The sequence below is a fragment of the Klebsiella sp. RC2 genome, assembly GCF_014192815.1.
GTDB classification, from domain to species: Bacteria; Pseudomonadota; Gammaproteobacteria; order Enterobacterales; family Enterobacteriaceae; genus Klebsiella; species Klebsiella variicola.
Map to the genome: position 1 here is coordinate 144,917 of NZ_JACHYL010000001.1, position 12,612 is coordinate 157,528.

The 12,612-nt window shown below is 58.3% G+C and carries 12 protein-coding genes; 4 read left to right on the plus strand and 8 right to left on the minus strand.

Annotated elements, in window-relative coordinates:
* Window positions 1–4: 4 nt before the first annotated feature.
* The 4 genes from selO to FHW76_RS00710 all read right to left on the minus strand — a co-directional run bounded on the left by selO (window position 5) and on the right by FHW76_RS00710 (window position 3,407).
* A complete protein-coding gene (gene selO, locus FHW76_RS00695) occupies window positions 5–1,447 on the minus strand; it encodes a protein adenylyltransferase SelO (protein WP_012541374.1) in 1,443 nt (480 codons plus the stop codon).
* 113 nt (window positions 1,448–1,560) lie between these two features.
* The gene (locus tag FHW76_RS00700) at window positions 1,561–2,025 is read right to left on the minus strand and encodes an NlpC/P60 family protein (protein WP_002909082.1); all 465 of its coding nucleotides are present in this window, start codon (window positions 2,023–2,025) and stop codon (window positions 1,561–1,563) included.
* Window positions 2,026–2,106: 81 nt separating this feature from the next.
* Window positions 2,107–2,856 carry a vitamin B12 ABC transporter ATP-binding protein BtuD gene (btuD, locus tag FHW76_RS00705; RefSeq protein WP_023297831.1) on the minus strand — a complete coding sequence of 250 codons (750 nt, stop codon included), beginning with the start codon at window positions 2,854–2,856 and terminating at the stop codon, window positions 2,107–2,109.
* A complete protein-coding gene (locus FHW76_RS00710; RefSeq protein ID WP_183476135.1) occupies window positions 2,856–3,407 on the minus strand; it encodes a glutathione peroxidase in 552 nt (183 codons plus the stop codon). Before FHW76_RS00710 ends, btuD begins: the two co-directional genes overlap by 1 nt.
* Before the next feature lie 236 nt (window positions 3,408–3,643).
* On the opposite strand from FHW76_RS00710, the gene FHW76_RS00715 reads away from it, so the two are divergent.
* Complete coding sequence (locus tag FHW76_RS00715) at window positions 3,644–4,444, plus strand: MetQ/NlpA family ABC transporter substrate-binding protein (protein WP_002909085.1); 801 nt, start codon at window positions 3,644–3,646, stop codon at window positions 4,442–4,444.
* A 36-nt stretch (window positions 4,445–4,480) separates the two neighbouring features.
* Here the strand turns inward: FHW76_RS00715 and btuC are convergent, their stop codons facing one another.
* Together btuC and FHW76_RS00725 are read right to left on the minus strand one after the other, a co-directional pair.
* Window positions 4,481–5,467 (minus strand): vitamin B12 ABC transporter permease BtuC, encoded by a 987-nt coding sequence (gene btuC, locus FHW76_RS00720; protein ID WP_032735934.1) that lies wholly within the window; start codon window positions 5,465–5,467, stop codon window positions 4,481–4,483.
* Between the two features lie 122 nt (window positions 5,468–5,589).
* Entirely contained in the window at window positions 5,590–7,023 is a 1,434-nt protein-coding gene (locus FHW76_RS00725; RefSeq protein ID WP_022065337.1) for a citrate transporter family protein, read from the minus strand.
* A 277-nt stretch (window positions 7,024–7,300) separates the two neighbouring features.
* On the opposite strand from FHW76_RS00725, the gene FHW76_RS00730 reads away from it, so the two are divergent.
* The 3 genes from FHW76_RS00730 to FHW76_RS00740 are packed head-to-tail and all read left to right on the plus strand — an operon-like array spanning window position 7,301 to window position 9,868.
* On the plus strand, window positions 7,301–8,215 hold the full coding sequence (locus FHW76_RS00730; RefSeq protein ID WP_023340350.1) for a LysR family transcriptional regulator: 915 nt from the start codon (window positions 7,301–7,303) through the stop codon (window positions 8,213–8,215).
* A 49-nt stretch (window positions 8,216–8,264) separates the two neighbouring features.
* Window positions 8,265–9,518 carry a D-amino acid dehydrogenase gene (locus FHW76_RS00735; RefSeq protein ID WP_183476137.1) on the plus strand — a complete coding sequence of 418 codons (1,254 nt, stop codon included), beginning with the start codon at window positions 8,265–8,267 and terminating at the stop codon, window positions 9,516–9,518.
* Complete coding sequence (locus FHW76_RS00740) at window positions 9,515–9,868, plus strand: RidA family protein (RefSeq protein WP_075206927.1); 354 nt, start codon at window positions 9,515–9,517, stop codon at window positions 9,866–9,868. Before FHW76_RS00735 ends, FHW76_RS00740 begins: the two co-directional genes overlap by 4 nt.
* 52 nt (window positions 9,869–9,920) lie before the next feature.
* Here the strand turns inward: FHW76_RS00740 and ihfA are convergent, their stop codons facing one another.
* Window positions 9,921–10,220 (minus strand): integration host factor subunit alpha, encoded by a 300-nt coding sequence (ihfA, locus tag FHW76_RS00745; protein WP_002909098.1) that lies wholly within the window; start codon window positions 10,218–10,220, stop codon window positions 9,921–9,923.
* Between the two features lie 4 nt (window positions 10,221–10,224).
* A complete protein-coding gene (gene pheT, locus FHW76_RS00750; RefSeq protein WP_012541369.1) occupies window positions 10,225–12,612 on the minus strand; it encodes a phenylalanine--tRNA ligase subunit beta in 2,388 nt (795 codons plus the stop codon).

A 12,612-nucleotide genomic window follows, 5' to 3' on the forward strand; every position in this document is an offset into this window, starting at 1 on the left:
CGAGTTAGCTCGAGCAGCTGACTTCCAGACGTTTCCCCCAGTCCGGAGGGCGGCGGACGTAGTCGTCCTCGCGATCGGTAAAGGGGTCTGCCAGCGCGGCATGCAGGCGCTCCAGCTCGCCCATATCGCCCGCCTCGGCCTGCTCTATCGCCCGCTGCGCCAGCCAGTTGCGTAACACCAGCGCCGGATTTACGCCCTGCATCCGCTGCTGGCGCTGCGCGTCATCTACCTGTTCATCACGCAGGCGCGCACGATACCCGGCAAACCAGCTGTCGAAAGCCGCCCGATCGATAAACTCGTCGCGCAGCGGCGAGGCGGCGCTGAGCTGTTCGCTGTGGCTCAGCAGGCGGAACGTTCGGGTATAGTCGCTCTTCTCACGGATCATCAGGGCAAACAGCCCGTCCAGCAGGTCGTTATCCCCTTTCTGCTGGCTGAACAGGCCGAGTTTATCGCGCATCCGCTGGCCATAAGCGGTCAACAAGGCGTGCTGATACTCATCCAGCGCCGCGTTCAGCGCTTCGGCGCTGATAAACGGCGACAGCGACTGGGCCAGACGCTGCAGATTCCACAGCCCCACCGCCGGCTGGTTTTCAAAACTGTAGCGCCCCTGATAATCGGAGTGGTTGCAGATGAAGTCCGGTTGAAAATCGTCAAGGAAGCCATACGGGCCGTAGTCGATGGTCAGACCGAGAATCGACATGTTGTCGGTATTCATCACCCCATGGGCAAAGCCCACGGTTTGCCAGCTGGCGATGGTCTGCGCGGTGCGCGTGACAACGTCACGGAACCATAACAGATACTTGTCTGCCTCATCCTGCAGCTGCGGCCAGTGGTGGCGAATAACATAGTCGGCCAATTGCTGGACCTTCTGCGGCTCACGGCGATAGTAAAAATGTTCGAAATGGCCGAAGCGGACATGGCTCTCGGCCACCCGCATCAGCATCGCGCCAGGCTCCACGCGCTCGCGGTAGATCGGGGTATCGCTGGTCACCATCGCCAGGGCGCGCGTCGTCGGGATCCCCAGGGCGTGCATCGCCTCTGACGCCAGACTTTCCCGGATCGTCGAGCGCAGTACTGCGCGCCCGTCCCCCATCCGCGAATAGGGGGTCAGGCCAGCGCCTTTCAGATGCCAGTCGTAACGGCGACCATCCGCCAGCTGCTGCTCACCGAGCAGGATCCCGCGTCCGTCGCCCAGCTGGCCGGCCCAGGCGCCAAACTGATGGCCGCTGTATACTTGCGCCAGCGGCGACATGCCCGGAAGCAGCGCTTCGCCGCCCCAGACACCGGCTCCATTTTCAGGCGCGAACAGGGCGTCGGGCACCCCCAACTGTTGCGCCAGCGGGGCGTTACGCCAGATGAGTCGGGCGTTATCCAGCGGCGTCGGTAACAGGGAAGTGTAAAAATCCGGCAGTTCATCCCGCCAGTGGGTGGTAAAAGAAAGGGTCATGGTTCCTCCTTCCTTCAGTGTAGTGCCTCAAACAGCGGATTAACACGGGCGGAGTGCAGGGTTATCGGCATAAAAAAGGGAAGCGCTCGCTTCCCTCTTGCTTCTGAATGACGTCAGATACGCCGCGCCTGCCAGAACTTTTTGTTCCAGTAGACGTTATCCAGCGAGGAACGGGTGACGCCCTGGCTGGTGGAGGCATGGATAAACTGGTTGTCGGTATCGTAGATGCCAACGTGCAAACCGCTCTCCCCTGAGCCGGTTTTGAAGAACACCAGATCGCCGGGCAGCAGATCGCGCTTATCGATACGGGTGCCGATTTCCGCCTGCTCGCGGGTTTCACGCGGCAGCTGGAGGGCAAATTTATCGCGAAACGTGCGCACCACGAAGCCGGAGCAGTCGACGCCGCGCGGCGTCATGCCGCCGTAGCGATACGGTGCGCCACGCCAGCTACGCAACTGCTCGTTCAGATTCGCCACCACCGTGATGGAGTCAGCCAGCCGTGGATTCGGCGGCGGTGCCCGATGGCTGCTGCAGCCGGCTAAAATTAACGCCGCCGCCAACATGAACCAGAAGCGCATTTCAGATGATCCCTCTGTCCCTAGTCTCTTTATCGCAATAATTTAGCTTGTTTATCAATACAGTGACAAGATAACTGCGTGCTACTGTGACGCGATGAGCATAATATGACCGGCCACCTCCACGCGCTGGAACGGGATCGCATAGGCAGCGGTTAAATTTTCCTCATTCAGCACCTCGGCGGTCTCTCCGCAGGCGATGGCTTCCCCCTGGCAGAGCAGCCAGCTTTGTCCGGCATGGCGCAGGGTATGGTTGAGATCGTGGCTGCTCATCACCACCGCAATCCCCGCCGCGCTCAGCTCACGTAACAGCCGATCCAGCGCCGCCTGCTGGGCCACATCCAGACTGTTCATCGGCTCATCCAGCAGCAGCAGTTGACCCGCGGGATGACTCAAGGGATCGATCTGCAGGATCACTGCCGCCAGCCGCACGCGCTGCCACTCACCGCCCGAAAGCTGATTAACCTGACGGTCCAGCTTATTGTCCAGACCAAGCCTGGCCGCGATATCGCTCAGACGGGCGCTATCGCCCTGCTGCTGCATATGCAGCGCCAGGTAGTGCCACACCGGCATGGCGAACGGCGGGGTCTGGTGTTGACATAGATATCCGCGACGGCGCGCCAGCTCCGTCGCCGGCCACTCGTCAAGCCGCCGTCCGTTAAAATGAACCGTGCCGGGGCCGTCGGACAGCCCCGCCATGCGGGTCAGCAGCGTGCTCTTCCCTGCGCCGTTCGGCCCCACCAGGTGGACAATCTCCCCGGCGCGAAAGGCCGCAGAAAACGGGGCCAGACGCCCCGCCGCTTCTACATCCTGTAGCTGCATCAGAAACGCCATTATTTCGCCAGCGCTCCTTTAATCGCCGCCACCAGTTGCGGATCGTCCGGCGTCATATCCGGAGAGAAGCGCTCAATGACGTTGCCCTGGCGATCGACGAGGAATTTTTCGAAATTCCACAGAATGTCGTCCACATACAGCGGCGCCCGGCCTTTGCTGGCCATCCGCTCATAAAAACCGCTGCCTTCCGGGGCCACCGCTTTCGGCGCGGCGGCAATCAGTTTTTGATACAGCGGCGCGCGATGTTCACCGTTGACGTCAATTTTGCTGAACAGCGGGAAGGTGACGCCGTAGGTGGTGCTGCAGAAGGTCTTAATCTCTTCTTCACTGCCCGGCTCCTGGCCGAGGAACTGGTTGCTGGGGAACCCCAGCACGCTAAAGCCCTCCCCGGCAAACTGCTTTTGCAGATCCTCGAGTTGCTCATACTGCGGCGTCAGGCCGCATTTCGAGGCCACATTGACGATCAACAGCACCTTGCCGGCAAAGGATGCCAGGGTGGTTTTCTCGCCATCAATGGTCGTCACTTCGGTATTCAGAATGTCATGTTGCATAGCCTGTCCTCAATGGATAAACCGGTTTCCGGTGAAGGTGATCCCTATCTACTGTAGCGGATTCAGCGGCCGCCATTCTACTGCCAATCCCCCCGAGTTGTCGCATGATGTAACAGCGCTTCGCTGGCCGCCAGCAACATGAAATCCTCTCAATTGGGCAGTCGACCATTTCCGTGTACAGTGTCCCGGTAATGTAATATGGTTTCGTTACTTGTTAATTTAAGAGAGTTTTATTGATGAAGAAGTTGTTTAGCCTGGCGTTAATCGCCACCTCTGTCGCCCTGCTGAGCGCCTGCTCTCCGGATGAAGATAATAAAGTGAAAGTCGCAATCAATACCGGGCCGGACGAAGCCATCTGGAAAGTGGTGGAGCAGGTGGCGAAGGATAAATATCATCTCGACGTCGAAGTGGTCTCCTTCAATGATTATGTGCTGCCCAACGAAGCACTGAACAACAAAGATGTGGATGCCAACGCCTTCCAGACCCTGCCGTACCTTGAGGCGCAGTCGAAAGAGCGCGGCTATAAATTTGCGGTGGTCGGTAAAACCTTTGTCTTCCCTATCGCCGCCTATTCTCACCGGATTAAAAACATCAGCGAACTGCCCGAAGGGGCGACGGTGACCATTTCTAATGAAACCACCACCCTGGGCCGCAGCCTGCTGCTGCTCCAGGCGCAGGGGTTACTCAAGCTGAAACCGGGCGTCGGCTATTTACCCACCACGCTGGATATCATCGACAACCCGAAACAGCTGAAAATTGTTGAAGTGGATACTCCACAGCTGACCCGTACCCTTGATGATCCGAACGTTAGCTTGTCAATCATTAACACCAACTTCTCCGCCCAGGCGGGCCTGTCGGCCGCCCGCGACGGTCTGTTTATGGAGGGGCCGGATTCCCCTTACGTGAATGCGATTGTCGCCCGCGAGGATAATAAGGACAGCAAGAAAATTCAGGAGCTGAAAGCCGCCTTCCAGACCAGCGAAGTCGCGGAAAAAGCGAAGGAAGTCTACAAAGGCGACGCGATCAAAGGCTGGTAAGCCTGAACCGGCGCCGTCCCTGCCGACGGCGCCGCGCTATCCCCGCACCCGCGAACGCAGCAGCAACCAGATAAAGACCGGCGCGCCCAGCGTCGCCGTCACCACGCCAATCGGCAGCTCTGCGGCGGAAAGCGCCAGTCGGGCAATGATATCCGCCCCCAGCAAGGCGCTCGCCCCGGCCAGCATGCAGGCCGGGAGCAACACCCGGTGATCGCTTAAACCGCATAGCCGCAGAATGTGCGGGATCACCAGGCCGATAAAGCCAATTGCCCCCGCCAGCGCGACGCTAACGCCGACCAACCAGCCGGTCGCCACCACCAGCAGCTTGCGCCATAGCCACAGCGGTAGCCCGAGCTGACGAGCGGAGATCTCACCCAGCGCCAGTAAATTCAGGGGTTGCGACTGCAGACAAACCCAGCAAAGCACCGGCAGGAGGGCTATCATCAGCCACAGCTGCTGCCAGTCGACGCCGCCAAACCCGCCCATCATCCAGTACATCAGCTGACGCAGGTCAAAAGAGGTGGAGAAGTAGACCGCCCAGGTCATCAGGGCGCTGCAGATGATCCCCAGCGCCACCCCCGCCAGCAGCAGACGGCTGGTAGAGAGATGGCGGCGGGCAAAACGCAGCAAAATAAAGGTGATCAGCAGCGCGCCGAGGATCGCGCACAGCCCGAGCGCCCAGCCGGGCAAGACTCCTTTGCCCAGCAGGACGGCGGCAATCAGCCCGACGCCCGCCCCGTTGGAGACGCCCAGCAGACCCGGCTCCGCCAGCGGATTTTCAAACAGCGCCTGCATAATCGCCCCGGAGAGCGCCAGCGCCGCCCCCACCAGCACCACCGCCAGGGTTCGCGGCAGGCGGATCTGCCAGATGAACAACTGGCCTTTCGCGCTCAGCCATTCCCCAGGCGGGATCCATTGATCGCCCGCGCACAGGCTGATCAGTAGCGTAACCAGGAGCAACAGCGTTAATCCAAAGAGCCAACGCCGGCTGCGGCGCTGTTGAAGATGGGCGAGAGTCAGCATAGATTCCATTACGCAGTGGGAACAAGAGGCTGATTTTACGGTGGGTGTCGCGGTGAGAAAAGGAAAACCTCGCGCCCGAATGTCGACGCGGAGGAGGCCTCCCCCGCGTCTGCGGTCATTCGTTACACCAGGATCTGAAACAGCAGCGCAAAGAGAATGATATTCGCCACCACGATTGCCCAGCCGTTATAGAGCATATATTTCAGATGCGTGGACTGCGCCAGCCCCATCTGGCCGAACATGTCCGATGAGGGAAACGGACCGAACCAGTCCACCTGAGACGAGGCGAGCAGCACCGCGGTGGTCCCCTGCGGCGGCACGCCGGCGGCCATCAGCATCGGGCCAAAGATTTTATGGGTAAACGTCATTTGCGCCACCGCCGCACCGGGCACATGGCCGATAATATTGAACGCAAAGATGCTAAAGCACAGCCAGGCCGGGGAGATCCCCTCGAGCAGCGGTTGGGTATACTCCAGCAGCCCCTGATAGGCATGCAGACCATCCATCAGTTCAAGGATTGGGTTATACAGCCAGTAGAGGATAAACATCCACACCAGACGGCCGCAGCCGTGATACAGCGCCTGCAGGATCTGCGTCGGTCGCAGGCCGCCTACCAGCCCGGTCATCAGCGCCACCAGCAGCATCACGATAATCGCAAAGCTGAAGCCAGCTTTGATCACCACGCCAACCACCGCCATCACAATGATCGTCGCGGCGAAGGCCAGCGCGCTTAATTTACGCCGACGCTGCTGCGCGGCGCTGAGATCCTCTTTTGGCTTCTCCGAAAGATCGACGTCATAGCGCAGTTTGCCTTCAGTCATCTTCTGGATCCGCCCCGCCATTATCCAGCCGGCCAGCAGCGTCACCGCACTCATCGGCAGACCGACGTACAGCAGATAATCCGGATAGCTCAACCCGCCGAGGCTGAGGATTGTCACGGTGCTGGGGGTGAAGGGCCCGGTAAAGAGCCCAACGGAGCCGGCGGTCATCATCAGCGCGGCGACCGTCGGCGGCGTTAAGCGTACCGCTGCCGCCACCGGAATGATCACGGCCACGATAATGGCGTTACCACCGGCCATGGTGCCCAGCGAACCACAAATTAAAATCGATGACACCACAATGCCGAACTTAACCCGCGTCTGGCTCGACAGCCCAATACGATGAACCACGAATTTCACCAGCTCAACCGCTGCGCCGGTGCGGGTGGCCACTTCCCCCACGCCGGCGCCGAGCATAATGATAAGCCCTACCGTGGCGATAAATGACCCGGTGGATTTCGCCAGCATCGTGCCCATTTCCGGCAGGCCGGTCGAGGTCATTATCATGGCGATAATAATCGAGGAGATCACCGCCAGCACAATATCAACGCCGATCAGCGATAATATCGCTAGTGCCACCAGCGGCGTAAATCCCAGCAGGCCAAGCTCACTGCCCGGTCGACCGTGGCACCACAGCGCGATCAACACGAACAGCAGCAATAACAGACCAGTAATAACGTTTTTCCGCGTGATATTTCGTCTGACAGGCGCATTGCCTGTGAGCGTTGAGTCACTCATAACACTCCTTAATGCCAATCAATCCGACCGTAAGGGTCAGGAGGTGTATTGGGACCTGCTCAGAAAACATCCCCCCTCTTTTTCATTATTGGCCGCGAGCCTGAGGGTGCGTTTGGGTACAAAGGAATAGATTCTGAGAGCGTAATATTCCGCCATCAGGCGGGGTCTACAGCACAATATGTAACCGGAGCGCTGATTGGAGATTAAATTTATGTTAACTTTGTGTTAGTAGAAAATGACTTTTTATCGGTAGGCTATAACCCTGAGTTAACTGTTCATGAAACTGCGTCATCTGGAAATCTTTCACGCCGTAATGACCTGCGGCTCGCTGTCACGGGCGGCGGAAGCGCTCAATATCTCTCAGCCAGCGGCCAGCAAAGCGCTAAAAAGCGCCGAGATGAAACTGGGTTTTACCCTCTTTCAGCGGGTGCGCGGCAAGCTGCTGCCGACCAGCGAGGCGATCACACTTTTCGAAAAAGCGCAGAGCATTTATCAGGACCTCGATAACCTGCGCCTGTTGGCCGACAATCTGGCCCGCGATCCGCGCGCCAAAATCACCTTAGGCTGCCTGCCGAGTCTGGGATTAAGCCTGGTGCCAGAGCTGGTGACCGACTTTTATCAGCAAAACAGCAACCTGGTGATGACGCTCACCACCGAGCACACCGAGACGCTGGTCAGAAAACTGGATTTGCGCGAGATAGATTTGGCGCTGACGCTACAGCCGGTGCAGCAGGGAGAGATCCTGACCACCCTGATTGCCGAAGTACCGCTGGTGTACATCGACCGTCATTATCGTCAGGGGGCGGTGGACATCGGCCAGATCGACCAGCAGCGCTGGATCTCGCCAGGGCCGCACTCGCTCTCTGCCGCCATCGCCACCCGTCGCGACTTTTCCACCACCCGGCTTAACGTTCAGACCTACTATATGGCTACCGAGTTCGTGAAGCGCGGCATGGGCTGCAGCATCACAGATATCTTTTCCGCCCAGCACAACCTGGCTCCAGAGATGATCCACCCCATTACGCCGCCGATTGCCATCAACCTCTGCCTGCTGCGCCGGGCCGATGTTTCGCTGAGTCCAATGGCGCAAAAGTTCGTCGATTTTCTCTGCCAGCGTCTGCGCCAGCAACTCAAGGAGATTAACCTGCGGTTATACCCTGACCATAAAAAGTCAATTGCGCCGCTGGGGTAAATGCTTTGACATAACCCGATAAATTGATTAGCGGTGGATATATCGGGTTATGAACAAACGCATTGTCATTATCGGCGGCGGCGTGGTCGGTCTGGCCACGGCCTGGGAACTGATTAAGCGCGGCCATCAGGTGCAATTACTGGAGCGCAATGCTGAACCGGGCAGTGCCACCAGTTTTGCTAACGGCGGACAATTAAGTTATCGCTACGTTGCCCCCCTTGCCGATAGCGGCGTTCCCCTGCAGGGGATTAAATGGATGGGCAAAGCCGATTCGCCGCTGAATATGCGTCTTAAGATGTCTTTCCAGCAGTGGCGCTGGCTGCTGCAGTTCCTGCGTGCCTGTAATAGCCAGACCAATAAAATGAACGGCGATCATATTTTGCGCCTGTCGTTGCTCAGCCGTCAGGTCATGCAGTCGTGGCTGGATGAGGATAATCTTGCCGATTTTCACTGGCGGCGCAGCGGTAAATTAATTATCCATCGCCGCGAATATGATTTTAATAAAGCGGCAAAAGGGATAGATCCTCAGTATCAACAAGCGCTGAATGCTGACGCCTGTCTGCAGCTGGAGCCGGCACTCAGACATATCAGCCCTTCGCTGCAGGGCGGGATTTATTCGCCGGGCGATGAAACGGCAGATTGCCATCAGTTCTGCCTTGCCCTGCTCGACAAGCTCAATGCCAGCAACGACTTTAGCCTGCTGACGCACTGTGAGGTGCAGCGGCTCAAAAAGCGCGGCGGACGCATCATCGCCCTGGAGACCAACCGGGGAACCATCACCGGCGATGATTATGTCGTTGCCGCCGGTAACGGCAGTGGTCCTCTGCTTGGGCATCTGGGAGTTCGCGTGCCGCTGTGCGCCCTGAAGGGGTACAGCCTGACCCTGCCCTATCCTGAAAAAGCAGGTATTGCCCCTGACATCAGCGTCACCGACTACGGGCACAAAATCGTTTATGCCCGCCTTGGCCAACAACTGCGCATCGCGGCGATGGTGGACATCGGCTACGACGGCGACCAACTGCGCGAGAGCCGCATTCAGGCGCTGAAAAACATCGTCGCCCGCAGCTTTCCCGAACTCGAAGGGCTGGACAAGGCCGAAGCCTGGACCGGCATGCGCCCGTCAACACCAGCAGGCCCGCCGATGCTGGGTCGCGCCGGATACCCCAATCTGTGGATGAACCTCGGCCAGGGTAGTCTCGGCTTTACCCTCGCCGCCGGCAGCGCGGTGGTGCTGGGCGCGTTAATCGACAATCAGGGACCCACTATTTCTTTAGAAGGTCTCACATGGAAACAAACCGCATGACCATTATTCGCGATAATCCACAACCTCGCCTTTCCGCCAGCGTTGCGTATGGCAATCTGTTGTTCCTCTCCGGGCAGACGCCAAAAAGCAGCGAAGACGATATCGTTTTACAAACCCGTGAAGTGCTGGAGAAGATCGATGCCCTGTTGGCGGCTGCCGGGAGCGATAAGCGGCAAATTCTCTCCGCGCAGATCTGGCTGAAAGATATCGAACGTGATTTTGTCGCATTCAATGACGTGTGGGTACAGTGGATGCCGGAAGGCCAGAGCCCGGCGCGAGCAGCAGTACAGGCGGAGATGGCGCGACCGGATATCCTGGTGGAGATCATGCTCACCGCCGTCAAAGCGTAAGGACGTATAGAAAAGAAAAAGGCCGCAATGCGGCCTTTTTAATTAGTTCAGATTATTTGTCTTTCGGCGACGCGTTTTCGACACGGCTTTTCAGTTTCTGACCGGGTCTGAAGGTCACCACGCGCCGGGCTGTAATGGGAATATCCTCCCCCGTCTTCGGGTTACGTCCCGGGCGTTGGTTTTTATCCCGCAAATCGAAGTTGCCGAACCCGGAGAGTTTGACCTGTTCTCCGTTTTCCAGAGCACGACGGATCTCTTCGAAAAACAACTCGACCAGTTCTTTGGCATCCCGCTTGCTAAGCCCAAGCTTATCAAACAGATATTCTGACATTTCAGCTTTTGTAAGCGCCATAGGTTCAATCCCTCAATGATGCCTGGAATCGCTCTTTTAATGCCTCTACACATCTGGCAACGGTAGCGGCAATCTCCTCTTCTTCGAGTGTACGGCTGGTATCCTGCAGGATCAGGCTAATCGCAAGGCTCTTATACCCTTCCGCCACACCTTTACCACGGTACACGTCAAATAAGTTTACGCCAACTACCTGATTTACGCCAACTTTCTTACATTCGGCTAAAACATCGGCAGCAGCCACGTTTTCCGCGACCAGTACCGCGATATCGCGACGGTTCGCCGGGAAGCGGGAAATATCGCGCGCCTGAGGCACCACGCGGTCTGCGAGCTTGTTCCACTCCAGTTCGAACACCAGAGTGCGACCGTTCAGATCCAGTTTACGTTCCAGTTCCGGATGAACAACCCCAATGAAACCAATGCGTTCACCTTTAAGATAAATCGCTGCGGATTGACCTGGATGCAGCGCGGCGATCGCTTCGCCACGGAACTCGATGTCGGCCAATTTACCGGTTAAATCCAGTACGGATTCCAGATCGCCCTTCAGATCATAGAAATCGACCGTCTCTTTCGCCAGCGTCCAGTGCTCTTCGTAGCGGTTACCGCAGATCGCCCCGGCCAGCATCACATCCTGACGAATGCCCAGCGGCGCCTGAGTATCCGGCACGAAGCGCAGGCCACTCTCAAAGATGCGCACGCGGCTCTGCTGACGGTTCTGGTTGTAGACCACGGTACCCAGCAGGCCGGTCCACAGCGACAGACGCATCGCCGACATTTCGCTGGAGATCGGGCTTGGCAGGATCAGCGCCTCTTCCCCGGCGTGGATCAGCTGCTGGATTTTCGGGTCAACAAAGCTGTAGGTGATCACTTCCTGATAGCCTTTGTCGTTCAGCAGCGTTTTTACGCGCTTCAGCGACAGGTCGGCTTCACGATGGGTACCCATGATCAGACCCGCCTGTACTGGCGCATCAGGAATGTTGTTGTAGCCATAAACGCGAGCCACTTCTTCGACCAGATCTTCTTCGATCTCCATGTCGAAACGCCAGCTCGGGGCGACTGCCTGCCATTCACCCTGACCTACCGTCACTTCGCAGCCGAGGCGCTGCAGAATGTCGGTGACCTGCGCGTCATCGATATGGTGGCCAATCAGGCGATCCAGTTTGCTACGACGCAGGGTAATGGTGGCGCGTTTTGGCAAGGTCTCTTCGTTTGTCACGTCGATCACCGGGCCGGCTTCACCGCCGCAGAGGTCGATCAGCAGACGCGTGGCACGCTCCAGCGCTTTATACTGCAGCGCCGGATCGACGCCGCGCTCATAGCGATGAGAGGCATCGGTGTGCAGGCCATGACGGCGCGCGCGGCCGGTAATGGACAGCGGGCTGAAGAACGCGCATTCCAGCAGCACGTTCTGGGTTTCGTCGTTAACACCGGAGTGTTCCCCGCCGAAGATCCCGCCCATCGCCAGCGCTTTGTTATGGTCAGCAATAACCAGGGTGTCACTGTCGAGCTTCGCTTCAGAGCCATCGAGCAGCACCAGGGTTTCACCCTCTTTCGCCATGCGCACCACGATCCCGCCTTCGATACGGTCGCGGTCAAAGGCGTGCATCGGCTGGCCCAGCTCAAGCAGGACATAGTTAGTCACGTCAACCACCGCGTCGATGGAGCGGATCCCGCAGCGGCGCAGCTTCTCTTTCATCCACAGCGGGGTCGGCGCTTTGACGTTGATGCCTTTCACCACGCGGCCCAGATAGCGCGGGCACGCCTGCGGCGCGTCAACCTGAATCGGCAGCACGTCGTCAATGGTCGCGGCAACCGGCGTAATTTCCGGCGCGTTCAGCGGCGCTTTGTTCAGCACAGCGACATCGCGCGCCACACCGATGATACCCAGGCAGTCGGCACGGTTTGGCGTGACACTGATTTCGATAGTGTTATCGTCAAGCTTGAGGTATTCACGAATATCAGTGCCGATCGGCGCATCCGCCGGCAGTTCGATGATACCGCTATGGTCGTCGGAAATACCCAGCTCGGAGAAAGAGCACAGCATCCCTTCTGACGGTTCGCCGCGCAGCTTCGCCGCTTTAATTTTAAAATCGCCCGGCAGCACGGCGCCGATGGTCGCCACGGCGACTTTCAGCCCCTGACGGCAGTTTGGCGCGCCGCAGACGATGTCCAGCAGGCGTTCACCGCCCACGTTGACTTTGGTGACGCGCAGTTTGTCAGCATTTGGATGCTGGCCGCACTCCACCACTTCACCGACCACTACGCCGTTGAAGCTGCCGGCAACCGGCTCAACGCCGTCGACTTCGAGGCCCGCCATGGTGATCTGATCGGAAAGCGCTTCGCTGTCGATCGCCGGGTTAACCCACTCGCGTAACCACAGTTCACTGAATTTCAT